The following is a 22137-nucleotide window of genomic DNA, read 5'->3' on the forward strand; positions in this document are numbered from 1 at the left end:
CTTTCGGTAGAATCCATGCATCGCATTCTCGACGCAGTCCACCTGGTCCTCAAGGTGGCGCTCGGCCTGCTTGTTGCCGGCCTCATCATACCCGTGACCATGCAGGTGCTGTCACGCTCCGACTACATTCCGCGCTTTATCTGGACCGAGGAAGTGGCCCGATTCTGCTTCGTCTGGATGATCATGATCGGCGCGATGTGCGCGGTGCGCGATGGCACACATTTCGACCTCGAAATTCTGCCGGAGTCCAGCAATCCCAAGGTTGAGCGGGCGAAACGCATCTTTGTTCATCTGATGATCTCGCTCGTTGCACTCATCTTCGTCTGGTACGGCTGGCAGTTTCTCCTCTTCGGCTGGTACCAGACCTCGGAGATCGCCTCGCTGCCGATGAACTGGATATTCGTCGCCTGGCCGCTGATGGGCGTCGTCACGCTACTCTTCATGGCCGAGAAGATCATGCTCGAACTTCGCCGCCCCGCGGGGGAAGCGGCATGACCCCCGGTTTCGTCGCCGCGCTGCTTTTCGGGCTGTTCCTGCTGTTCATCATCTTGCGGGTGCCGGTCGCCTTCGCGCTCGCGCTCGCCTGCATCCCAGTGTTCTTCCTAGAGCCCCGGCTGACGCCGATTCTGCTGCTCCAGGAGATGTTTCGCTCCTACAATTCCTTCGTCCTTCTTGCGGTGCCGTTCTTCCTGCTCGCCGCCAATCTGATGAACGCGGCGGGAATCACCGACCGGCTGATACGATTATCGCGGGCGCTGGTCGGGCACCTTCCAGGTGGTCTCGGCCACGTCAATGTCGTCGTGTCGATGTTCTTCGCCGGGATATCGGGTAGCTCGACCGCGGACGCGGCCGGCATCGGATCGCTGCTGATCCCGCAGATGAGGAAGGAGGGATTCTCGGCATCCTTCTCCGTCGCCGTGACTGCCTGTTCCTCTGTCATGGGTGTGATCATCCCGCCGTCCATCCTGATGGTCGTCTGGGGCGGGCTGATGTCGGTCTCGATCGGTGGACTGTTCCTTGCCGGCATCATTCCGGGCATCCTGATTGCGGCGGCGCAGATGATTACCGTTTACGTCTATGCCAGGCGCAAAGGCATGGGGCTGCACAGCCGGGCAACGCTGCGCGAACTGGCTGGCGCCGTTCTCGGCGCCGCGCTGGCGCTGTTGACGCCGATCATTATCGTCGGCGGCATCGTCGGTGGCTTCTTCACGCCCACCGAAGCCTCGGTGATCGCCGCGCTTTATGCGCTCTTCCTCGGCATGGTCGTTTATCGCACGATTGGCCTGCGTCTGTTGACGCAGGTCCTCTACGACACAGGCCGCTTTGCCTCGATCGCCCTGTTCTGCATCGGCACAGCCAGTGCCTTCGGCTGGATCCTAGCCTATTTCAAGGTGCCGGCTGCGCTGGTTGCCTATGTGCAGGCGATGGATCTGGGCGTCACCGAGATGGGTTTTGCCGTCGCGATCGCGTTCCTCATCATCGGCTGCTTCATCGACGCGATCCCGGCCATCATCATCCTTGGCACGGTGCTGTGGCCGGTCACCCAGTCGGTCGGGATGCATCCGATCCATTTTGCCATGATTGGCGTCATCAGCCTTGCCTTTGGCCTGGTGACGCCGCCCTACGGCCTGTGCCTGCTGATCTCCTGCTCGGTCGCGGGCATTTCGGTGAAACGTGTGCTGCGGGATGTCTCGATCATCCTCGCTCCAATGCTGCTCATCCTTGCGCTGGTGATCATCTTTCCCTCGATCAGCCTGTGGTTGCCACGGCTGCTGATGCCGCAATTCGTCAACTGACGGATCGGTTATGAGGTGGCGCGGCGTCCAGCAGCTGTGCGCTGCGCCGGCAGCTTGGCGGAGCCGCGATCGGAGAGAGAGGCGCATGATAGGCAATGATCAGCGGCCTGATCGCTGGCTCCATGGCGAAGCGATGCCGTTCTGGATCACGACGGCGCGGGACCGGCAGCATGGCGGCTTCTTCGACCGATTGTCTGCCGAGGGCCGACCCTACGCGGATGACCAGAAGACGACGCTGACGCAAGCGCGGATGCTGTTTTCTTGCGCCCATGCGCGGCTGCATGGCGGCGGCGTCGAATGCCGAGAGGGCGCCGAGGCCGCACTGACCTTCCTTGCCGACCATTTGCGAGATGGCGCCGATGGCGGTTTCCATCGCGCGGTCGGCCGCGACGGTGACCCGGCAGGCCCCGGCGCAAATCGGATCAAGGACGCCTACGACCACAGCTTCGTGCTGCTCGGGCTCGCCGCCTGGCTGCGGCTGGGGCCCTCGGCCAGCGCGCGGAGCATGCTCGACGAGACCTTCGACTGGTTTCACCGCACACTCTTCGACCCGTCAACCGGCAGCTATCATGAGGACGACCGCATCACGCGGCCGTCCGAGCCCTATCCGCTACCGCGCCGCCAGAATCCGCACATGCATCTCTTCGAGGCGCTGCTGGCTTTGTACGAGGCGACGGGCGAGCCGCGCTGGCTTGAGCATTCGCGCCGCATCCTCGATGTCTTCGAAACACATTTCTACGATACCCAGACCGGGTCGCTGCGCGAATTCCTCGACCGCAATCTCGGCGAGGCTCCGCCTCCCGCCGGCCACATTCGTGAACCCGGCCACCAGTTCGAATGGGTCTGGCTGCTGCACCGCTATGCGGCCCTATCCGGCGACAGGCACTTCGACAGCCATGCCGCCTCTCTCTACCGGTTTGGCTGGAATCACGGCACCCATCGCGGCGGCGGCCTTGACGGCGGTGTCTATGACGAGATCGCCCCGACGGGCGCGCCGATCTCAAGGTCAATGCTGTTATGGCCGCAGACGGAAGGCATCAAAGCGCATCTGGCTCGGGCGGAATTCGCTGGCAATCGGGCGGGCCTGGCGCGGGCGCGACAATTGTCGACGCTGATGTTCAGGAGTCATATCGCTGCCGACCGCCCGATCTGGCGTAACCAGATCGATCTCGAAGGCAAGACGCTGCAGGCGGACGCTCCAACGCGGCTGCTCTACCACGTCGCGATGGCGATCATCGAAGGCCAGCGGCTGGGCGCATGGGAACCGCAATAGAGCGGAACGGCCATTCTTCGAACTGCTCCGCTCCGTTTCTCTGTTCCGCTTGACCTTTCTCGAAGTCGGCATTGAGCTTTCAAGATCATGCTCCAGCGGCACCGAAGCGTTTTGCCCTGGTTTGTCATGCCCGCGACCGCTGCGTTGGAGATTTTTGCGGGCAGTTCCCTCAGGCCTGGTCGGCGGCAACCGCGACCTTTTCCCCTGAACGGCCAGCCTCGATCAGCGCGTCGATCAAGCGATGCACCTTCAACGCCTCGCGTCCTGAAATGCGCGGCGGGCGTTTCTCGTCCAGTGCATTGAGGAAGTCGGCGATGGCGCTGCGATGCCAGTCATGGGGGAAATCCATCGGGTTGGCGCCGGTGCCAGCGGCGGTCTCGACCGGCGCGACCCGCTCCGTGTGCCCGTCATGGAAGGTCACGTCGAGGCCGGTACCGGCCAGCACGGCGGTTCCGTTTCGGCAGATAACCTCGATACGCTCGGCAAAGCCTGGATAAGCGGCCGTCGTGGCGTCGACCGTGCCAAGGGCGCCGTTTTCGAAGCGGATGCCGGCGGCGACCATGTCCTCGGTTTCCATGGCATGCAGCGGACTGGTGGTGGCGAAACCGCGAACCTCTGCCGCGCGGCCGGCGAGGCTGAGCATCAGGTCGAGCGTGTGGATGCCTTGGGTGAGGAGTACGCCGCCGCCGTCGCGCGCCAGGCTACCCCGGCCGGGTTCATCGTAGTATTTCTGGGGGCGCCACAGGCGAATAACGGTCGAGCAGCCGGCGATTTCGCCATTTCGCCGCCGGCCAGCATCCGGGCGAGCGCTTCGCCGGCAGGGCGGAAGCGATGCTGCAACACGATGCCGAGCGTGATGGCCGCCGCCTCACAGGCCTCGACCAGCCGCGTGGCGCGTTCGGTCGTGATTTCGACTGGCTTTTCAAGGAGCACGTTCTTGCCGGCCGCAGCGCAGCGACTGACGATGTCGAGATGTGTGTTGGGCGGCGTCAGCACGATGACGCTGTCGACGCTGGGATCCTCAAGGATGGTCTCGAGCCGTTCGCAAGTCGGGAACGGGAACCTTGCCGCGAAGGCCTCGCGCCGAGCCGCTGTCGGGCTGTAAGCGTAAGCCAGTTCGACGCGGTCGGCGAGGTCGATGACGCTGCGGGCATGGGCGCCCACCACCATGCCGAGCCCGACGAGTGCGACCCGTCTTTTCTGGACTGTCAAATTCCTCTCCTCCCCGATGGCGCGGTCAATCTTCCCTTTCGACTGTCGGCGAGATGACAGGGGATGCCAAGGCCCGTGGGTTCCCGGGCGGAGCCAAGTCGCTGATCCCGTGAATTCCGCCCGCCCAAAAAACGGCTATCACCTTGCTATCCTGGAACGTGACGACGGATGGTTGACGATGAGACCCGTGGCGCGGACGCTTCACGTCGCTCGTTCCCCCCATCAACGAGCGACGCGGCAGGACGGTGAAGCTGCGGGGGCCGTATCGCAAAGTCGAGGATGCCGAGTTCCTGGCGCCGATCCGTGCCATCGTCGACGCCCGCCCGACCCATGGCTATTCCGCTCGCCCCGCGAGTTCATCCGGTTCAGTGCCTATACCCGACCGCCGTCTGTCCGGCGAAATGGGGTCCGGTGCTTCGTCCATCCGCTGCAGCAGCCGCAGCCTGATGTTGAAGACACGTCGATGGTCTCGGCCGCCAAATGACATGATGCCCTCCAGGCACGGACGGCGAAGCCCGCGTCTGACTAAAGCGGGATGGCTTTTCTTCGAATCGCCGACCCGCCTTAGGTCCTTGTCCTCGCATGGTCTTTTCCGAAAGCCGGAACCCACCTTTCGTGATCATGCTCTAATGCAGGGCTTCGAGAAAATGGCGCAGTACGACGCCGGCCGTTCCAATGTCGGCAGGGCTCACGGATTCGTCAGGATGATGGCTGACACCGTCCTTGCAGCGGACAAACAGCATCGCCATCGGAAAGAGCGCAGCGAGCGCCAGACCATCGTGGCCGGCGCTGCTTTGGATTTCGATGGGATCGAGCCCCAGTCGGGACAAGGTAGCCGCCAGCCCCGCCTTCAAGGCCCTGTCGCAGACGGTCGTCGGCTGATCGTAGAAAACCTCGTGGTGCAGTTCGAGACCGCGTCGTCCTGCGATGGCGTCGCAGCGTTCCAGAATTTCGCCGAGCACGCGCCGTCGTTCGGCGTCGCGGAAGGTTCGCAGGTCCAGCGTGAAAGCCACTTTGCCCGGGACGACGTTCACCGCTCCCGGTTCCGCCACGAGTCGGCCGACCGTCGCGACCACCTGCTCGCAGCCGCGGGCGACATCCTCGATCGCGAGCACCATTTCCGCGGCCCCGCAAAGCGCGTCGCGGCGGTCCGGCATGGTCAGCGTTCCGGCATGGCCGCTGACGCCCTCGACAGTGACGCCGAGACGCGTCGCCCCGCTGATCCCGGACACAAGCCCCACCGCCTGGTTAGCATGTTCCAACACCCGCCCCTGCTCGATGTGAACCTCGATATAGCCAAGGACGTCCTGCGGCCGACGAGCGGCCGCGGCGATCGCGGCGGGATCGCTGCCGAAGGCCCGCAAGGCATCGGCGAGAGAGATGCCATCAGCGTCGCGGTCGGCCAGGGTCGAGAGGTCGAAGCTTCCGGCGATCGCCCGGGACCCCGCCAGCGTGGAAGGGAACCGGATCCCCTCCTCGTCGCCGAAAGCGAGGATCTCGATCGCGAAAGGCAGACGCCGGTTTCGACGGGCGAGGTTTGCCACGACGGCCAGTGCCACTGCGACGCCGAGCGCTCCGTCGAAACGCCCGGCGTCGCGAACCGTGTCGATGTGCGAGCCGAGAAGAAGCGCCGGCATGCCGGGCCGGCTCCCCTCATAACGCCCCACGACCGTGCCGGCGGCGTCGATCGAGGTGGCAAGACCCATCTCGATCATCTGCGCGCGCACGTGGTCGGCGGCACGGCGATGGGACGCCGACAGATACAGCCGCGTCAACCGCCCGGGCTCGTCCGAGATCGCGGCGAGATCCTCGATCAGCGCCATCGCCTCGGCGGCCATGGCCGCGGCATCCCCATGCATTTCGGCGCGCGGTGCGGCGCTCATCGTGCCGAGGATGGCGCGTAGAAGGGCGTGCGCGTCTCGCCATCGAGATAGCCGTCGTAGAAGGCCTTCACGTGCGGGAAGACGTCCTGGCCCATCTGCCGGCGCGCCGTCTCTTCGGCCGTTCGCGGCTGGGCGTAATGACGGGAGATCTCCTCCAGGATGGCGTCGCGGTCGACATGGGTGAAGCGGCCGTTCTGATAGATCACCGCCCCGTTCACGATGACCGCGTCCACCGCGTTCTGTTTGGCCCGCTGCATCACCGCGTCCAGCATCGGGATGTCGGGGTCCTGGAACGGGTAGGTGGCGGTCTTCCAGTTGATCAAAACGGCGTCCATGCGCCGACCGGGATCGAGCCGGCCGATCTCGCGGCCGAAGGCCGTGGTGTTGGCGCCGCCTTCCGTCGCCATGCGCAGGACCTGCGGGCAGCTCGGCACGTCCGCGTCCTCCATGCCGGGCACCCGATGGGCCCGCAGGACGAGACGCAGCTCCTGCAGCATGTCGCGATCGTCGTTGATGCCGGCCTCATCGAGGCCCATGCCGACGTTCAGCCCATGCTTCTCGAAGGCGTTCAGCGGCGCGACGCCGGAGCGCAGGCGGAAATTCGACGAACAGTTGTGGCAGATGCAGGTGCCGGTATCGGCGGCGATTTCGATGTCTTCCTGGTTCAGCCAGACGCCGTGGCCAAGCGTCATGCGCGGCGACAGGACCCCGAGATCGTAGAGGTGGCGGACCGCCGTCTTACCCGTGCGCCGCCGGGCATACTCCTTCTGATACGCCGTCTCGAGCAGGTGCATGTGCATCGGCACGCCGTGGCGAACCGAGCGGGCATTCATCTCCACGAGGCTCTCGTCGCTAACCCAATGGAGATTGGCCGGCGCGAGCTGGATGCGGGTCAGGGCCTGCCCTGCGTTTTCCGCCGTCAGCTGGTCGAAGAGCGCCATGTGCTCGCCGAAGGACAGGACCTGGGACTTGAGATAGGCGGCGACATGGCCGGCGAGCGGCTGCGGCAGGCGGGCGCAGAAATCCTCGTCCGCCTCGTAGACGAGGCGGTTCTGCTCACGCAGGGCATAGGAGTAGGAAGCGCGCATGCCGATCGTGCGATAGGCGTCCAGCACCTTCGTCGCCGCACCATGGACAGCCTCGTAGCCGCCGCTCATCCAGCCATGGATATGGGCGACCGTCGTGACGCCCGAGGCGATCATCTCGAAAGCGGAGTAGAGCGTATCGAGATAGAGATCGAGCTTGCGACCCGGAATACGGCTGGCGAACCAGAGCTCAAGCGCATGGTCGGGGGAGCCGAGCTGCAGCGGCGTCATGCCGACATGGTGGTGAGAGTTGACGAAGCCCGGCAGCATGACGTGGTCCGGATAGGCTGTTTCGGCGGCACCCGGCGACAGGCGCCGCATGTCTTCCATCGATCCGACCGCAACGATCTCGCCGTCCCTCGACAGAACGGCGCCGTCATCGACGATCAGCGGTGTGTGGCGGTCTTGGATACCGGTGACGACCCAGCGTGCGCTCGTGATGTGGTCGCTCATGCAAATGCCCTTTCTGATGCCTGGTGGTTCAGGCGGAGTGTTCGATGGGTGGGGTTGTGTTGGCGGGCTGCAGCAAGGCGCCCCGGTTCGATGTCGAGGAGGACCGTGCGCCCATCGGCGGGCAGTTCCCCGCCATCCGGGCCGAAGGCGACCGTCTCGCCGGCATGGCGCTGAAGCCGTCCCGTGACTTCTTCATTTCCGAAGCGGCAGGCGGCCAAGGCATAGAGCGCGTTGGCGCGCGCATGGGTGCGCAGCTCGGCTTCGAAGAGACCGGGCGGGTCGGCGGTCGGCCCCCCGACGAGCACCAGCACCATGTCGGCGCCGTCGCGGCCGGCCGATCGCCAGCATTCGGGATAGCGCCGGTCGTAGCAGACCAAGGGGCAGAAGCGGGCGCCGCGATAGTCGAAGCAGTGCAGGGCCGCCGGCCCTTGCGCGAAGTGATCGGTCTCGCCGAAAGGCTCGCCTGCCGCGGGCGCGAGGTGGATCTTTCGCTGCACGACCATCGGGGTTTGGCCCGGTGCGGCGAGAACCACCGCATTGGCCGGTCGCGCGCCGGCCGCATCGGCCAGCGCCATGCCGAAGACGATCGCGGTTTGCGTCTCCGCGGCCAGGCGGCGCGCCCAGCTGCAGGTCGCCCCTTCGAGATCCTCGGCGGCTTCGCCCCAGCGAAGCGGATCGTCGGCAGCGTAGAACGGCAGCGCGAAGAGCTCCGGCAGCAGGATGAGCGCCGCGCCCTCTGCGCAGAGCCTCCGGATGCCGCGCTCGGCCTCGTCCAGAAGCTCCTCCGAACTGTTCTGATAAGCGCCGACACCAAGTGCTGCGACCCGCAACAAAGGCGCCGTCATGACTGGCCTTCCTGCTCGGCGAAGGCGCGGTCCACTTCGTCGGCCAGGAGATCGGTGAACATGTCGCGATAGGCGTGATAGCGCGGATCGCGCGGCGGGCGCGGCCGCTCCATCTCGATCGGAATGATGGCCTTGACCTTGCCGGGACGGGCGGTGAACACCACGACCCGGTCGGCCAGCGAGATGGCCTCGTCGATCGAATGGGTGACGAGGATGATGGAGGCCCGGCTCTCGCGCCACAGGGTGAGCAGAAAGTCCTGCATCTTGGTGCGGGTCTGCACGTCGAGCGCGGCGAAGGGCTCGTCCATCATCAGGATCTTCGGGCGCACCGCGAGAGCCCGGGCGCAGGCCGCCCGCTGGCGCATTCCACCGGACAGCTCGTCCGGCCGCTTGTCACCCATGCCGGCGAGGCCAACGGAACGCAGCAGGTTCTCCGCCGTGCTCTGGCGCTCGGCGGGCGAGACCCCGCGCAACGACAGGCCGAAAGTGACATTGTCGGAGATGCTCAACCAGGGGAACAGAGACGCGTCCTGGAAGATCAGTCCCCGATCGAAGGAGGGCCCGGAAATGGGCAGTCCGTCGTCGAGAATCGCGCCGCCGGTCGTCTCCTCCAGGCCGGCGATCATGTAGAGGAGCGTGGACTTGCCGCAGCCCGAGGGGCCGAGGAAGACGACGAACTCCTCCTTGGCGACCTCCAGGTCGAAGTCTTCGAGGGCCCGCACCGGCGCGCGGCCCTCGCTCTGCCAGACTTTCGACACGGACTTCAGAGAGAGCGCCGGCACCTTCATCGTGCGCCTCCCGTCGAGGGCGCGACCCACCAGAGCATGCGGCGCTGCACCGTGCGCAGGGCCCAGTCGAAGCCGAAGCCGATGACGCCGATCAGGGCCATGGTGAAGAAGGTGAGCTGGGCGTTGAAGGTCGATCGCGCGACGGCGGTGATCTGGCCGAGCCCGGATCCGACGCCCACCGCCTCGGCGATCAGAACCACCATCCAGGCCGCGAAGAGGTTGAGGCGCAAGGTCATGAAGAGGCCGGGAAGGATGGCCGGAAACACCACGCGCCAGAAGATCTGGTGTCCGCTCGCGCCCATGATGCGCGCGACGTTCAGATAGGACTTGCTGACACCCTCCAATTGCGCGGTCGTCGAGAGGATGATGGCGAAGAAGATGGTGATGAAGACGAGAAAGATGGCCGGCGTGTTGCCGATGCCGAACAAGAAGATCGAGACCGGAAGCCAGGCGACCGGGGAGATCGGCGTCAGGAGAAGCAGGGTCGGCATCAGGAGGTTGCGGGCCAGTTTGACGTAGTGGACCAGAGCCCCGACCGCGACACCGGCGACGAGGCCGAGGGCAAGCCCCGCCACGACCCGAAGAATCGTATAGAGCGAGGTCGCCAGGAGGCCGACCAGACCGCCATGCGAGGCGTCGGCCCCGATGCGGTTGGCATTGCTGAAATAGGACAGCGTGCGGTCCCAGTCGCTGAGGAAGAGATGCGGCGGTGGCAGCAGGAGCGGGTTGGCCCATCCCATCGCCCAGGACAGTTCCCAGAGACCGGCGAAGAGGCCGATCGAGAGAATTGTCCAGCCGGCCGAAAGGACGAGCGCGGGCGGGCGGCGCAGACTGATCCGCGCCTCGCCGGAGCGAAGTGAGGCAAAGGGAAGGGCGACCATCAAGCGGCCTTTCGTTGACAGGAGAGCATCGGCCCGGCCGATAGATCGGCCGGGCATGGAGACGCGGCGGGAAAAGCTCAGGCCGACTTGCGCTGCAGCGAGGCGTAGAGGTCCGGGTTCTCCGCGATCGCCGCTTCCAGGAAGCTCCAGTCGAAGGCGCCCTGATCCGGCAGGTTCTGCACGTAGCCGAGCTCCTTCATCGAGAGACCACGATCGATGATGAACTGGGTCTGGTTGCGCTGGTCGACGACGATCGGCTGCTTGGCGGACGCGTTGCGGGCCGCTTCCATCGTGGTCTTGTAGTAGGTGCCCACGGTGTCGGTCAGGGCAGCCTCGATGTCGGCCTCGGCCTGCGCCTGCGCCTGCATCAGCGCCTTGATGATCGCCTTCACCGCATCCGGATTGCTTTCCAGGAGCGGCGTGCGGGCGGCGAGCACGCAGTCGGAATAGCCGGGACCGTAGAGATCGGTACCGTCGGAGAGCACGGTGGCCCCCTCCCGGCTCTGCACGCACTGGGTCGCATAGGGCTCGATGTGACAGATCGCGTCGATCGCGCCGACCATGAAGGCCTGGGCGAGTTCGGGCGAGGTGTTCATGTAGCGGATGTCGACGTCGGCAAACGTCATTCCGGCGGCCTTCAGATAGTCGTAGGGCAGCACTTCCAGCGTGTCGGCCTGGAAGGTGCCGAAGGTCTTGCCGCGCAGATCCTCGGCGGTCTTGATGCCCTCGCCCGCCACGATGATGCAGCCCTGCACGCCGCCGCCGGCAACGATCTTCACCGGCGCGCCCGCATCGTAGAGCGTCATGAAGTTGGAGTAGGGAATCATCGAGATGTCGACGAGGCCGGCACCGAACATCGTGGTGATCTCGGCATTGGACGGGGTGATGACGAATTCGAGATCGACGCCGTCGGCCGTGGCCAGCCCGCGCTCCTTGGCAAGGAAAATGCCCATGTTGCAGAAGCCGGTGCCATGGGTCGCCTTGATCGTGGTTCCGGCGGCATGAGCCTCGCCGACAAGCCCCGCCAGATGCGGCGGCAAGGCCACCATCGCCGCACCGGCGGCCGTGGTCTTCAGGAAATTGCGGCGTGAAAAGTTCGCGTAGAAGTGGCCGTTACGTTCGCACATGTTCGTCTCCAAGAGTGAGATTCGGCCAAACCGCCTGGGCTCGAGCCGCATTCGCGAGGGGCACGCCAACCCGGAAGAAGCATCGCTGCTCTGCGCTTCACGTCGTCTGCCGCTTGTGCCGGAGCGACCGGCAAGGCCATGCTTTAGTGCGTGAGCGTCCCTCCTCTTGCTGATCGGCTTAGTGCCGCCTCGATGCCCGCTGCGAGCGTGAGGAGATCGTCATCGGCATGGAGCTGCCCGCAAATCTGCAGGCCGGCCGCCAGACCGGCCGCACCAAAACCGATGGGCAAGGACAGCGCGGGATGCCCGCCATGATTGATGAAGGGCGTGAAGGCCGCGTGCGCCCGTGGGCCGACAGTCCGGCCGGCGATATGGGCGGGACCCAGTTCGGTCGCCGGCCACGCAAAGCATGGAACCGTCGGTGACAGCAGCGCGTCGACGCCCCGAAGGGTCGCGTCGAGGCTTATCGTGATGGCATTCGACAGCCGAAGCGCCCTCGACACGGCGCGAGCGTCGAGCCGCAGTCCGGCGTCGATCTGGACGGCGATGTCGGGATCGAAAAGGTCTGGGTCGCGCTCGAATGCGTCGCCATAAAGATCTGCCAGCATGGCGTATTGCAGTGCCATGAGGTCGGCAGGCACGGCGCCGTCCGGCCAGGTCGGGTCGCGCCGCTCGACGGCAAAGCCGGCCTCGCGAAGTGTGGCCAGGGCTGCCTGCAGCATCGCCTCGATTTCCGGATCGACGGGCACGTCGAGGCCAAAACTCGGGGTGAAGGCGAGGCGCCGCGCAGCGGAGGGTCCCTTGGTCGAAGGGGCCCGCCGACCCGACATCGCCTCGAACAGCAGGCGGATGTCGGCGACGCTGCCGGCCATCGGGCACAGGCATTCGAGACCGATGTCGAGCGTCGGAAAGCCCGGTCCGTTCGGCACGGCGCCTCTGCTCGGCTTGAAGCCGACACAGCCGACATGGGCGGCGGGCCGGCGACTGGACCCGCCGGAATCCGTCCCGATGGCCGCCGCCACGAGCCCGCCCGCGATGGCGCTCGCACAGCCGCCGGATGATCCGCCGGGGGTCAGAGCCGGATCGAGCGGATGCCGGGTCACCCCATGCAGGGGATTGGCGGTGACGCCCTTGCAGCCGAACTCGGAACTGTTGGCGATGCCGACGACGACCGCGCCGGCCCGTTTCAGCCGGGCAACGACCTGCGCATCCTGCGGGGCGACGAAATCGGCGAAGAGCCGCGAGCCCTGCGTCACCCGCCGGCCCTCGACCCAGATAAGGTCCTTGACCACGAGCGCCACGCCGGCCAGCGGCAGTCGCCCTTCTCCCGCCCCCAGGCGCCGGTCGACCGTCTCCGCCTCCTGCAGACTCATGACCGCATCCACCGCGACGATCGCATTGAGGTCGCGTCCCGCCTCGATGCGCTCCAGCGCCTGCTCGCATTCGGCGCGCGCGCTGGAGCGCCCCGCATTGACGGCATCGGCGGTCGAGGCGAGGCTTTCACGCGTCTGCATGGGCGATCCGTGCTGCCAGCGCGGCGGGCAGGCCCTGCGATGTCTTGGCGACCGGGCGGCGAAGCAAAGCGCCTGACATCGGTACGAGGCGCACCAGAGTCTCGGCTTGTGCGATACCCGCGGCGACCTGTTCGACGAGGGGAACCGGCACTTTTTGGGCAAGCTGTCCGGCAAGGCCGGCCAGCGGCGCACCGGCAAGGATCACGACGTCGGCGCCATCCTCGCGCACGGTTGCATCGCAGAGCTTCACCAGCGCTTCCGCCTTTTCCTCCGCCACCATGTCGACCGAGCCGAAGCCGGAGGTGAGTGATCGGATGGCCGCGAGGCGGCTCGAGAGGCCGCTCGCCGCGACGCAATCTTGGTACCAATGGCCCAGCGCCGGCGCGAAGGTGACGATCGAGAAGCGCTGACCCAGCATTGCCGCCGTGTGCATCGCCGCTTCCGCCATGCCGACGACGGGCAGGTCGAACAGTTCCCGCGCCGCCCAGAGGCCGGGATCGCCAAAGGCCGCGATGAGCGCCGCGTCGTGGCCCGGGCCGTGTTCCGCCAGCATTTCGAGGACGACCGCGCCGGCCAGTTGCGCTTCCGCCCGGCCGGAAATGTAGGGAACGCCCCGGGGGGCGGTGATCGCGGTGATCTGCGTGCCGGGGGCCGCGGCACTGCGCGCGACCTGCGCCAGGCGCTCGGTGATCGAGACGGAGATGTTGGGATTGAGGAGGAGGATGCGCATCGCCCGCTCCTCAGAACTGCGCCATGCGGCGGATGCCGACAAGGCGGTCCCCCACGATCATGGCGAGCGTCGCCAAGAGGATCAGGCCGGTCGAGATCGCCGCGATCGTTGGATCGGGCCGCTCCTCGACATATTGCAGCATCTGGATCGGCAAGGTCTTCGTCCAGGCGTCGCTGAAGAAGATCGAGACCGGATAATTGTCCATCGAGGCCAGGAAGGCGAACATTCCCGACGTCATGAAAGCCGGCCCGAGGACCGGGATCAGCACCTTGCGAACGGCGCCCACATAGGAGCAGCCGAGGGTGCGGGCGGCATCGATCAGCGTGAAGTCGAACAGCGACAGCGCGCCGATCACCGTGCGCGCGACATAGGGCAGCGTGATCACGACATGCGCGAGCAGGAGGCTGACCCAGGCGTCGCGCAGGCCGAACTCGCGGAAGAACTGCAGGAGCGCGATGCCGATCACCAGGCCCGGCAGCATCAGCGGCGAGATCAGGAAGGAGATGATCGCCTCCGACCCCGGCACCCGTCCGCGGGTGAGGCCGATCGCGCACATCGTGCCGAGAACGAGGGAAATCGCGGTCGACAGCGTGGCGATCTGCACGGAGGTGACAAGAGCGGGCAGAAGACCGCGCAAGGAGCCGAGACGCTCGTACCAGCGCAGCGACCACTCCGGGGGTGGCAGCGTGAAGACCGAGGCCGAGCCGAAGGACGCCGCGACGGTGACGATCAGTGGCGTCACCATGAACAGCACCGCAAAGGCGGCGATGGCATAGACGAGGCCCGTGACGAGACGCTCGAACGCGGTCATCGCACGCCTCCCACACGCCGGGCGAGCGAACTGGCCGACAGGATGATGGCCACGGAGATGGCCAGCAGCAGCACCGCCGTCGTCGAACCCACCTGTTCGTTGCGCATGAAGAGGAAGGACCGGCCGGTGAGCGTCGCGAGCGTCTGGAAACGGTCGCCGATCAGGAGGCTCGGGATGACGTACATCGATATGGACATGGAGAAGACGAAGGCCGCTCCCGCGACGATTCCGGGCAGCGTCAGCGGCAAGGTCACCTTGATGAAGCGGTAGAGCGGCGAGGCTCCGAGGGTCGCCGCCGCCTCGGGCAGGCGGGGATCCATGAGGCCGAGCACCGAGTAGATCGGCAGGATCATGAAGGGCAGGAAGACGTTGGCCGCCCCGAGGACGAGACCGGCTTCCGTGAAGAGAAGCTGCGGCGCCTGTTCGAACAGTCCGGTAGCGACGAGGATCTGCCCGACGAGCCCGTTGCGCGCCAAGACGATCTGCCAGGCGAAGGCCTTGACGACGACCCCGACCGAGAGCGGCAGGATGATGCTGGTCAGGAGCACGATCTGCCAGATGCCGCGGGCTTTGGACAAGGCGATCGCTGCGGGATAACCGATGACGAAGGCGACGAGGGTGACGAGGGCCCCGACCCGCAGCGTGTTGCCAATCACCTGCCAGGTGAATGGGTCGGAGAGCAGGTCGATGTAAGGCTGGATCGTCGGGCCGACCGGACCCATGAAGCTGCGCGTGAAGAGCCAGACGAGCGGCACCAGGTAGAAGAGCGAAAGATAGGCCAGCGCCGGCGCGGTCAGCGCGGCAGCAGGCGGAAGCGAACGCAGGCGGGTGGCGATGTTCATGCGGCCTCGCTCAGCGCTTCGGCCGGATAGATCAGCGTATCCTCGATCGAGAACGACATCTCCACGACGTCGCCGGGCCGCAATCCCATGGGAACGTCGAGCGCCTCCACGATCACCCGGTCGTCGTGCCTGGCGACGAAGTGCAACTGTGCCTTGGCTCCCTGAAAGATCGCTTCAGAGAGCCGGGCCCTGAGACGGTTCTCATGCCGTGTGTCGAGCGCGATGCGCTCGGGACGGATGCCGATCGTCACGGCGGAGCCGGCCCGATAGGCTGCGGGCGCCGTCAGTGTGCCGAAGGCGGTCTCGACACGCGATTGCGCGCTCTGGCTATCCAGCACACGCCCCGACACGCGCGTGGACAGACCGACGAAGTCGAGCGTGAACGGTGTCGCCGGGCGGCGATAGATGTCCTGCGGGACGCCCAGATGCTCGATACGGCCGCGGTTCATCACCGCGATCCGGTCGGACATGACCAGCGCCTCGTCCTGATCGTGCGTGACGAAGATCGCGGTCGTCCCCACTTCGCGCAGGATGCGCCGCAACTCGATCTGCATGACCTCGCGCAGCTTGCGATCGAGCGCCGAGAAGGGCTCGTCGAGGAGCATGAGTTTCGGCCCCGGCGCCAGCGCCCGCGCAACCGCGACCCGTTGCTGCTGCCCGCCGGACAGACCGCGCACCGAGCGGTCCGCCATCGCCGAGAGCCCGACGAGGCCGAGCAGGCGCGTGACCGTTTCTGCCACGACTTCCTTTGGGGCGCCGCGGGCGTTCAGCCCGAAAGCGACGTTCTCGGCAACCGTCAGATGCGGGAACAGAGCATAGTTCTGGAAAACCACGCCGACGTCGCGGCGATGCGGGGCGACAGTGGTGATATCGATCCCGTCGAGACTGACCTTGCCGCAATCGGCCTTGAGGAGACCCGCCACGATGCGCAGCAGCGTGGTCTTGCCGCAACCGGAGGGCCCCAGCAGCGATACGAATTCGCCGCGGGCCGTCGACAGGTCGACACCGTCCAGTACCGGGGTCGCCCCGAAGGATTTGCCGGCACCCGATATCTGCAGGAAGGGTCCGCCAAGGCCCGCGCCGAGATTGCTCTGCATCAGATCGCCATCTCGCGATCCCAACGTTCGACCCAGCTGTTCCGGTTCTGCGCCACGGCGGCCCAGTCGATCGCGATGACGTCGATGTTCTGGGGAAGGTCCGCCGGCGCCGCCACCGACCGGTTGGTGGGAAGCGAGAAGGTCGGGCCGACGATCTGCGACTGGATCTCGGGGCTGAGGAGGTCGTTGACCCAGGCCCGCGCGAGCTCCGGATGAGGGCCACCCTTGACGATGCACACACCCGACGGGCTGGCGAAGGCACCCTCTTTCGGGACGGCCAGGCCGACCGGGGCGCCCTCGGCCTGACGCGGCATGGTGAAGGAGGAGAGCGCGCCGGCGATCGCCCAGGCTTCGCCCGTCTCCAGAAGATTGAAGGCCTGCGGCATCTGGGTGTAGATCGTCAGGATATTCGGCTTCAACTCGACGAGCTTCTTGAAGCCGGCGTCGATGTCGTACTGCGCCTCGCGCACCGGCTTGCCGGAGGCGAGCGCCGCGGCCATGAAGAGCGGAAAGACGCCTTCCGTGTTCTGCAGCGACGGAATGACCACCCGCCCCGCCATCGACGGGCTCCAGAGATCCTCCCAGGACGCGACGCCATCGGGCAGCGCGTCCTTGTTGTAGGCGATGGCCTGGAAGGGCTGGAGGTAGTTCACCCACGCGCCGTCGCGGTGGATCGTGTTGTCCTTCAGTTCGGCCATATTCGGCACGTCGCTTTGCGTGACGGCCTCCAGCAGGCCGGCATCGTCGGCGAGGATCATCACGGGGTCGTCCATCTGGACAACCGACAGGTAAGGCTTATCGGCGTTCTGCTGCATCTTTTCCAGATTCACCAGCGACCGGGTCCCCTCGAACAGGACCCGGCAATCATGCTTGGCCTCGAAGGCGGGAATGACGATCGTTTCCACCCAGTCGCGATGGCTGGCGGCGCCTCCCACAACCATCTCCCGCGTCTGGGCGCGCAAGACCGACGGCATCGCGAGAACGCCGGCGATCCCGGTGGCTCCGGCGAGAAAGCGGCGACGATTGGTGCGGAAAGTAGGGAAGTGTTGGGTCATCGACGTGCTCCAAGGTGTTCCGCAAAGGCACTGCAAGCGCCATGCCAAACCTCGAAAACCGACAGCGCAGGCCAAGGGAGAAGCGCTGAGGCGTGTTGGCCTCAAAAATGTGCAGCAAAAAAAGAAATTGTGCACAACATATCCGCCCTCTCCTTGTGGCGCCCGCGTTATGTCCCGTCCTATGATCGCGCACACACATAAGAGAGCCTTCGCGCCGATGGACGACCAGAGAGTTCACGAGATCCTCACCCGCATCCTGGCCTCCGGAGTCGTCGCGCCCGGCACAAAGTTGGGCGAGCGGCAGCTGGCCGAGCAGTTCGACATCTCGCGGGACCGGATGCGCCGCATCCTTCAAAGGCTCGGCTACGAGGGCAAGCTCGAGCTCGTCCCGAACCGCGGGGCCCGCTCGATTGACCCCGGTCTCGCCGATGCCCGCGTGATCTACGAGGCGCGCCGCGTCCTCGAGGGGGGCATCGCGCTGTCCGTCACCGAGCGGCTTCGCGTCAGCGATCTCGATGCGCTGTTCGCGCAGCATGAGCTCGAACGCGAGGCGATCGTCGGCGAAAACCCCGACGCGGCGCTGGCGCTGGGCGGCGCGCTCCACATGCGGCTTGGCGAACTGACGGAGAATGCGCTGATCGTCGAGACGCTGCGTTCGATGGTCGACCGGACCTCCACGCTTCTCTCCTTCTTTGGACCGAACGACGGTCCTGCCTGCAGTTGCCGCGAGCATGGGGGCATCCTAGAGGCGTTGGCGTCGCGGAATCCGCTACGGGCGCGGGAGGCGATGTGCTCGCACCTTTCGCTCGTCGAGACGCGCCTTCGCATGCGGCCGCGCTGCGAAGCGGTCGAGATCGAGACCTTGGTACGCAAGGAGCTGGCCCGGCAGGCGCCGACAGCCCACGGATCCGGCCCCGGCCGCACGGCTGCCGCGTCGACCAATTATCTGTCTGAAAGGGATATTGCATGACCGAAATCGTTGTCGAGATCGACGGGGAGAGCTTCCCTGCCCGTCTGGAGACGGCGCGCGCCCCGAAGACAGTTGCGGCGTTCCTGAAGGTCCTGCCCTATTCGGAACGCATCATTCACGTGCGCTGGAGCGGCGAGGCCTGCTGGATCCCGCTGGGCGACACGGATTTCGGCCTTGGTTACGAGAATGCGACGAGCCACCCCGCCATCGGCGAGGTCATTCTCTATCCGGGCGGCGTTTCGGAAACCGAGATCCTGCTCGCCTATGGCCCGACCGCCTTCGCCTCCAAGGCCGGGCCGCTGGCCGGCAACCATTTCCTGACGATCTCCGACAGGCCCGATCGGCTCGCCGAGCTGGGACGCGACACGCTGTGGTCCGGCGCGAAGGCGATCCGCTTCCGGCTGGCCTGACGGGGCCGACGGATGACGGCACCGGGAGCGGATCGTGATTTCGCCGGCTATCGCGGGCGCATGCCGGCGCTACGCTGGCCGGACGATGCGCGCCTGGCGGTGTCGGTCGTCGTCAACATCGAAGAGGGCGCCGAGCTTTCGGTCGGCATGGGCGACGAGGCCAACGAGGCGATCTACGAGGCTGTCGAGGGCGTCGAGGGCACGCGCGACCTCTGCATGGAGAGCCATTTCGAGTATGGCACCCGCGCCGGATGGCCGCGAATTCGGGAGGTGCTTCGCCAGCGCGGCATTACGGCAACGCTAAATGCCAATGGCCGCTCGCTCGCACTCTCGCCCTGGATCGCGCAGGAGGCCGTCGCGGACGGTCACGAGATCGCATCCCATGGTTGGCGCTGGGAGCGCCATGTCCACATGAGCGAGGCCACCGAAAGACAGGCGATCGCCCGCTCGGTGGCCGCGATTTCGGCCGCCGGCGGCACAGCGCCTGTGGGATTCCACACACGCTCCGCCCCCAGCGAACGCACGCGGGCGCTGCTCGTGGAACATGGCGGCTTCCTCTACGATTCCAACGCCTACAACGACGACCTGCCCTATGTCGTCGGGTTCGACGGGCATGCGCATGTCGTCCTGCCCTACGCCTTCGACACCAATGACATGCGCTTCTTCAATCGCGGCGGCTTCACCTTCGCGGAGGACTTCTCGCGCTACTGCATCGCTGCCTTCGACCGGCTCTACGCGGAGGGCGTGAGCGCGCCGCGCATGCTCTCGATCGGCTTGCACCTGCGCATCATCGGCCGTCCCGCCCGGATCTCGGGCCTCGAGCAGTTTCTCGACCATGCGCTCTCTCGCCCGGGCGTCTGGTTCGCGCGCCGCGATGCGATCGCCCATCACTGGCGCGCGGGCATGAAGCTCCCGCGGTGGTCGCCGCGACAGACGCCAGCCGGGTGGGAATGCGCGGTGTCATGACGCCTCCCCGCGCGATGCGCCGCCTTGTTCTTCTCAACCCCAACACGGACCCGGTCGTCACGGAGCTCATGCTGTCCATGGCGCGCTCCTATCTGCCAGCGGAGGTCTCGCTGATAGGCATGACGGCGCCGTTCGGATCGCCGCTGATCCTGGACGACGCCGCCCTGGCGACGGCCTCGCGTGCAATGCTCTCCCTTGTGACGGATCTGCGGCAGAGCGGCTGCGACGGGATCGTGGTCGCAGCGTTCGGAGATCCTGCCTTGGACGAACTGCGCAGGGTCCTTGATTGCCCTGTCACGGGTCTTGCCGAAGCGTCCATGGCCAGGGCGGCCCGAAATGGTCGGCGCTTCTGCGTCGTGACGACAACTCCGCACCTTGCATCGGCGATCTCGGGAGCAGTCGAACGATATGGCTACGGACCCTCTTTTGCAGGTACCTTCTGCACCCACGGCGACCCCATAGGCCTGATGCGCGACCCGACTCGCCTAGAAGACGCACTCCTACGCGTCTGCGAAGAGGTCGCGGCGCGCGAGGCGGTCGAGGCCATCGTCATCGGGGGCGGTCCGCTGGCCGCAGCGGCCAGGGCCTTGGCCGGACGAGTTTCCGTGCCGCTGGTTGAGCCGGTCCGGGAAGCTGTCCTCCTGGCGATCGAGCGCCTGGCCGTACCGGCCTAGAAACCCGAGATCGAAGCGCCATGAAGGCGCTGGTAGGCCCGGAGGGACTCGAACCCCCAACCAAGCGGTTATGAGCCGCCGGCTCTAACCAATTGAGCTACAGGCCCGCCGAAGGGAACAGGTAGCGGAAAGGACGGATTGCCTCAAGACGATACATGAAGTGCGCGTACGTCTTGAGCCAAGATTGCCGACCGGATCGCGAACTCTGCGTATTTGGCCACAATCGGGTGGGAAGCAGGGCGGCCTCGGACTTTGGAGTGTTCCCTTATGAATATGCGCGCCCCTTCTCTCACCCTATTGCTGCTGTGCCTTTCGGTCTCGCCGTCGGCTGCCGACGAGCCGAAGGCGCAGCGCCAGATCGCCGTCACCGGCATCGGCGAGGCCAGTGCCAAGCCGGACATCGCCGTGACCGAGCTTACCGTTCTGCGGACCGCCGAGACCGCGCGCGCCGCTCTCGATCAGGCCAATGCCGCCATGGCCGAGGTCATCGCGGCCATGAAGACGATGTCGATCGAGAGCCGCGACCTGCGCACCTCCAATTTTGCCATCACGCCGCAATACCGCTACGAGAACCGTCCCGATGGAACGCAGCTGCCGCCGGTTCTGACCGGCTACGAGGTTCGCAACACGCTGTCGGTGCGCATGCGCGATATCGCTGCGGTGGGAGCCATTCTGGACAAGGCGGTCGGCCTCGGCGTGAATCAGGGCGGCGGCCTCTCCTTCACACTCTCCGACCCTGCGCCGATCCGGGCGACGGCCCGGCGCGAGGCGGTGGCCGATGCGGTGGCGACCGCGAAGACGCTCGCCGAGGCTGCCGGCGTCAGCCTCGGTCCCGTCGTGTCGATCTCCGCAGGTGAGGACGCCGGCCCGATCTCGCCGCTCTCCATGGACCGCATGGCGCTGGCCGCAGTCCAGATGGAAAAGAGCGTTCCCGTTGAAGCAGGCGAGAACACCGTGCGCGAGAGCGTGCGGATGGTCTTCGACATCACCGGCGGCTGAACCGCCACGTGGCATCCCCTTCGGTGTGAAAAAACCGGCGCGGGGATCCGCACCGGTTTCAGGGTCTTTGCCCGGCCCCGGCGCTCCTTTCCAGGAAGCGCCGGGGCCGGGGCGATGGCCGTCAGCGAATGCGAAGCACCGGGCAGCCGCGGGCCTGCGCAAAGCGCACAGTCACGACGCGCCCACGCTTGCGCCCATCCACGACGACGACGTTGCGATTGTCCCGCACGATCACGGGCCGGTTGAGGCCCAGCCGATAGGCCTTGCGCAGCGCCCGTCGCGGCTCGCAGCCACGCCCGCGCTCGTAACGCTGCGCCAGAAGCATGGTCCCCGGAGCGGTTGCGACGGCGGCAGCAGGGCCGGAAGGGGCGGCAGTCGCCTGGCCGGCGCCGAAGCCGAAACCTGCCAAAGCGGCGGCGGCCAGCGCCAGCCGAACAAATTTCATCACCATTGGTCTTCTCCACTCATTCGTGTCGTTGGCGCCGGGCGAATCCTCCAACTCGGCGATACCGATCCAATCTGCGCCAGCCGGAATGAACGGTAGGAGAAGGCATCGTTCATTCGGCGTTCAGCCGGCTCCCCGCCGCTCGACTGCCGTGGCGCAACCCCCGATAAGTACAGCCGTGAAGTTGCACGGACAATACTTGCACGCCGTGCGCCTATGCATGGAAAATCCTCAGTGAGGGTGACGAAGTTAGTGGTTTGTTAGGTGCGGCCAGACAAAAC

23 protein-coding genes and 1 tRNA gene are annotated in these 22137 nt (G+C 66.1%); 8 read left to right on the forward strand and 16 right to left on the reverse strand.

The features are described from left to right. Positions 1 to 15 precede the first annotated feature (15 nt). From Sa4125_RS16380 to Sa4125_RS16390, 3 genes are read left to right on the forward strand one after another with little or no spacing between them, the layout of a single operon-like run. Positions 16 to 495: a TRAP transporter small permease gene (locus tag Sa4125_RS16380; RefSeq protein ID WP_223999554.1), complete on the forward strand. Its 480-nt coding sequence runs from the start codon at positions 16 to 18 to the stop codon at positions 493 to 495. Next, positions 492 to 1796: a TRAP transporter large permease gene (locus tag Sa4125_RS16385; RefSeq protein WP_223999555.1), complete on the forward strand. Its 1305-nt coding sequence runs from the start codon at positions 492 to 494 to the stop codon at positions 1794 to 1796. Before Sa4125_RS16380 ends, Sa4125_RS16385 begins: the two co-directional genes overlap by 4 nt. A 10-nt stretch (positions 1797 to 1806) precedes the next feature. Continuing rightward, positions 1807 to 3069 (forward strand): AGE family epimerase/isomerase, encoded by a 1263-nt coding sequence (locus tag Sa4125_RS16390; RefSeq protein ID WP_223999556.1) that lies wholly within the window; start codon positions 1807 to 1809, stop codon positions 3067 to 3069. Positions 3070 to 3238: 169 nt separating this feature from the next. Here the strand turns inward: Sa4125_RS16390 and Sa4125_RS24335 are convergent, their stop codons facing one another. From Sa4125_RS24335 to Sa4125_RS16455, 14 genes are all read right to left on the reverse strand, one after another. Then, positions 3239 to 3820: a Gfo/Idh/MocA family oxidoreductase gene (locus Sa4125_RS24335; RefSeq protein WP_345944343.1), complete on the reverse strand. Its 582-nt coding sequence runs from the start codon at positions 3818 to 3820 to the stop codon at positions 3239 to 3241. Then, positions 3712 to 4281, reverse strand: coding sequence for a Gfo/Idh/MocA family oxidoreductase (locus Sa4125_RS24340; protein ID WP_345944287.1), 570 nt, complete (start codon positions 4279 to 4281; stop codon positions 3712 to 3714). The genes Sa4125_RS24335 and Sa4125_RS24340 overlap by 109 nt, the downstream gene beginning before the upstream one ends. Before the next feature lie 626 nt (positions 4282 to 4907). Further along, entirely contained in the window at positions 4908 to 6164 is a 1257-nt protein-coding gene (locus Sa4125_RS16400; protein WP_223999557.1) for an allantoate amidohydrolase, read from the reverse strand. Further along, entirely contained in the window at positions 6161 to 7702 is a 1542-nt protein-coding gene (locus Sa4125_RS16405) for an amidohydrolase family protein (protein WP_223999558.1), read from the reverse strand. The genes Sa4125_RS16400 and Sa4125_RS16405 overlap by 4 nt, the downstream gene beginning before the upstream one ends. Next, positions 7699 to 8547: a carbon-nitrogen hydrolase family protein gene (locus tag Sa4125_RS16410; protein WP_223999559.1), complete on the reverse strand. Its 849-nt coding sequence runs from the start codon at positions 8545 to 8547 to the stop codon at positions 7699 to 7701. Before Sa4125_RS16410 ends, Sa4125_RS16405 begins: the two co-directional genes overlap by 4 nt. Continuing rightward, complete coding sequence (locus Sa4125_RS16415) at positions 8544 to 9335, reverse strand: ABC transporter ATP-binding protein (protein WP_223999560.1); 792 nt, start codon at positions 9333 to 9335, stop codon at positions 8544 to 8546. Before Sa4125_RS16415 ends, Sa4125_RS16410 begins: the two co-directional genes overlap by 4 nt. Further along, positions 9332 to 10216 (reverse strand): ABC transporter permease subunit, encoded by an 885-nt coding sequence (locus Sa4125_RS16420; protein WP_223999562.1) that lies wholly within the window; start codon positions 10214 to 10216, stop codon positions 9332 to 9334. Before Sa4125_RS16420 ends, Sa4125_RS16415 begins: the two co-directional genes overlap by 4 nt. 77 nt (positions 10217 to 10293) lie before the next feature. After that, on the reverse strand, positions 10294 to 11343 hold the full coding sequence (locus Sa4125_RS16425; RefSeq protein ID WP_223999564.1) for a substrate-binding domain-containing protein: 1050 nt from the start codon (positions 11341 to 11343) through the stop codon (positions 10294 to 10296). 143 nt (positions 11344 to 11486) lie between these two features. Then, positions 11487 to 12857, reverse strand: a complete 1371-nt coding sequence (locus Sa4125_RS16430) for an amidase (RefSeq protein WP_223999566.1) — start codon at positions 12855 to 12857, stop codon at positions 11487 to 11489. Next, positions 12844 to 13587, reverse strand: coding sequence for an aspartate/glutamate racemase family protein (locus Sa4125_RS16435; protein WP_223999574.1), 744 nt, complete (start codon positions 13585 to 13587; stop codon positions 12844 to 12846). Before Sa4125_RS16435 ends, Sa4125_RS16430 begins: the two co-directional genes overlap by 14 nt. Before the next feature lie 10 nt (positions 13588 to 13597). Beyond that, positions 13598 to 14398, reverse strand: coding sequence for an ABC transporter permease (locus tag Sa4125_RS16440; protein ID WP_223999576.1), 801 nt, complete (start codon positions 14396 to 14398; stop codon positions 13598 to 13600). After that, positions 14395 to 15240, reverse strand: a complete 846-nt coding sequence (locus Sa4125_RS16445; RefSeq protein ID WP_223999578.1) for an ABC transporter permease — start codon at positions 15238 to 15240, stop codon at positions 14395 to 14397. Before Sa4125_RS16445 ends, Sa4125_RS16440 begins: the two co-directional genes overlap by 4 nt. Beyond that, entirely contained in the window at positions 15237 to 16337 is a 1101-nt protein-coding gene (locus Sa4125_RS16450; RefSeq protein WP_223999580.1) for an ABC transporter ATP-binding protein, read from the reverse strand. Before Sa4125_RS16450 ends, Sa4125_RS16445 begins: the two co-directional genes overlap by 4 nt. Then, positions 16337 to 17392, reverse strand: a complete 1056-nt coding sequence (locus Sa4125_RS16455; RefSeq protein ID WP_223999582.1) for an ABC transporter substrate-binding protein — start codon at positions 17390 to 17392, stop codon at positions 16337 to 16339. The genes Sa4125_RS16450 and Sa4125_RS16455 overlap by 1 nt, the downstream gene beginning before the upstream one ends. A 217-nt stretch (positions 17393 to 17609) precedes the next feature. Between Sa4125_RS16455 and Sa4125_RS16460 the strand changes: the two genes are divergently transcribed. Genes Sa4125_RS16460 through Sa4125_RS16475 form a run of 4 tightly spaced genes read left to right on the forward strand, consistent with a single transcriptional unit; the run spans position 17610 to position 20412 of the window. Next, entirely contained in the window at positions 17610 to 18362 is a 753-nt protein-coding gene (locus Sa4125_RS16460; protein WP_223999583.1) for a GntR family transcriptional regulator, read from the forward strand. Then, complete coding sequence (locus Sa4125_RS16465; RefSeq protein WP_223999585.1) at positions 18359 to 18772, forward strand: DUF3830 family protein; 414 nt, start codon at positions 18359 to 18361, stop codon at positions 18770 to 18772. The genes Sa4125_RS16460 and Sa4125_RS16465 overlap by 4 nt, the downstream gene beginning before the upstream one ends. Before the next feature lie 12 nt (positions 18773 to 18784). Beyond that, positions 18785 to 19738: a polysaccharide deacetylase family protein gene (locus Sa4125_RS16470; protein WP_223999587.1), complete on the forward strand. Its 954-nt coding sequence runs from the start codon at positions 18785 to 18787 to the stop codon at positions 19736 to 19738. Continuing rightward, positions 19735 to 20412 (forward strand): aspartate/glutamate racemase family protein, encoded by a 678-nt coding sequence (locus Sa4125_RS16475; protein WP_223999589.1) that lies wholly within the window; start codon positions 19735 to 19737, stop codon positions 20410 to 20412. The genes Sa4125_RS16470 and Sa4125_RS16475 overlap by 4 nt, the downstream gene beginning before the upstream one ends. A 30-nt stretch (positions 20413 to 20442) precedes the next feature. On the opposite strand, the gene Sa4125_RS16480 is transcribed toward Sa4125_RS16475, so the two are convergent. After that, positions 20443 to 20519: transfer RNA gene (locus tag Sa4125_RS16480), tRNA-Ile, on the reverse strand. A 166-nt stretch (positions 20520 to 20685) separates the two neighbouring features. Here Sa4125_RS16480 and Sa4125_RS16485 point away from each other — a divergent pair. Beyond that, entirely contained in the window at positions 20686 to 21411 is a 726-nt protein-coding gene (locus Sa4125_RS16485) for an SIMPL domain-containing protein (protein ID WP_223999592.1), read from the forward strand. A 121-nt stretch (positions 21412 to 21532) separates the two neighbouring features. Here Sa4125_RS16485 and Sa4125_RS16490 read toward each other — a convergent pair whose 3' ends face one another. Further along, entirely contained in the window at positions 21533 to 21862 is a 330-nt protein-coding gene (locus tag Sa4125_RS16490; RefSeq protein WP_223999594.1) for a hypothetical protein, read from the reverse strand. Positions 21863 to 22137: the final 275 nt, after the last annotated feature.

Origin of the sequence: Aureimonas sp. SA4125 (assembly GCF_019973775.1) — a bacterium.
In the GTDB taxonomy this organism is placed as follows: domain Bacteria; phylum Pseudomonadota; class Alphaproteobacteria; order Rhizobiales; family Rhizobiaceae; genus Plantimonas.

Coding starts and splice junctions, on each gene's coding strand:
- Sa4125_RS16410 (WP_223999559.1), bottom strand. CDS start 8,547: ATGACGGCGCCTTTGTTGCGGGTCGCAGCACTTGGTGTCGGCGCTTAT.
- Sa4125_RS16485 (WP_223999592.1), top strand. CDS start 20,686: ATGCGCGCCCCTTCTCTCACCCTATTGCTGCTGTGCCTTTCGGTCTCG.
- Sa4125_RS16420 (WP_223999562.1), bottom strand. CDS start 10,216: ATGGTCGCCCTTCCCTTTGCCTCACTTCGCTCCGGCGAGGCGCGGATC.
- Sa4125_RS16465 (WP_223999585.1), top strand. CDS start 18,359: ATGACCGAAATCGTTGTCGAGATCGACGGGGAGAGCTTCCCTGCCCGT.
- Sa4125_RS16440 (WP_223999576.1), bottom strand. CDS start 14,398: ATGACCGCGTTCGAGCGTCTCGTCACGGGCCTCGTCTATGCCATCGCC.
- Sa4125_RS16415 (WP_223999560.1), bottom strand. CDS start 9,335: ATGAAGGTGCCGGCGCTCTCTCTGAAGTCCGTGTCGAAAGTCTGGCAG.
- Sa4125_RS16435 (WP_223999574.1), bottom strand. CDS start 13,587: ATGCGCATCCTCCTCCTCAATCCCAACATCTCCGTCTCGATCACCGAG.
- Sa4125_RS16390 (WP_223999556.1), top strand. CDS start 1,807: ATGAGGTGGCGCGGCGTCCAGCAGCTGTGCGCTGCGCCGGCAGCTTGG.
- Sa4125_RS16445 (WP_223999578.1), bottom strand. CDS start 15,240: ATGAACATCGCCACCCGCCTGCGTTCGCTTCCGCCTGCTGCCGCGCTG.
- Sa4125_RS16380 (WP_223999554.1), top strand. CDS start 16: ATGCATCGCATTCTCGACGCAGTCCACCTGGTCCTCAAGGTGGCGCTC.
- Sa4125_RS16430 (WP_223999566.1), bottom strand. CDS start 12,857: ATGCAGACGCGTGAAAGCCTCGCCTCGACCGCCGATGCCGTCAATGCG.
- Sa4125_RS16405 (WP_223999558.1), bottom strand. CDS start 7,702: ATGAGCGACCACATCACGAGCGCACGCTGGGTCGTCACCGGTATCCAA.
- Sa4125_RS16475 (WP_223999589.1), top strand. CDS start 19,735: ATGACGCCTCCCCGCGCGATGCGCCGCCTTGTTCTTCTCAACCCCAAC.
- Sa4125_RS16460 (WP_223999583.1), top strand. CDS start 17,610: ATGGACGACCAGAGAGTTCACGAGATCCTCACCCGCATCCTGGCCTCC.
- Sa4125_RS16400 (WP_223999557.1), bottom strand. CDS start 6,164: ATGAGCGCCGCACCGCGCGCCGAAATGCATGGGGATGCCGCGGCCATG.
- Sa4125_RS16470 (WP_223999587.1), top strand. CDS start 18,785: ATGACGGCACCGGGAGCGGATCGTGATTTCGCCGGCTATCGCGGGCGC.
- Sa4125_RS16455 (WP_223999582.1), bottom strand. CDS start 17,392: ATGACCCAACACTTCCCTACTTTCCGCACCAATCGTCGCCGCTTTCTC.
- Sa4125_RS16385 (WP_223999555.1), top strand. CDS start 492: ATGACCCCCGGTTTCGTCGCCGCGCTGCTTTTCGGGCTGTTCCTGCTG.
- Sa4125_RS16490 (WP_223999594.1), bottom strand. CDS start 21,862: ATGGTGATGAAATTTGTTCGGCTGGCGCTGGCCGCCGCCGCTTTGGCA.
- Sa4125_RS16450 (WP_223999580.1), bottom strand. CDS start 16,337: ATGCAGAGCAATCTCGGCGCGGGCCTTGGCGGACCCTTCCTGCAGATA.
- Sa4125_RS16425 (WP_223999564.1), bottom strand. CDS start 11,343: ATGTGCGAACGTAACGGCCACTTCTACGCGAACTTTTCACGCCGCAAT.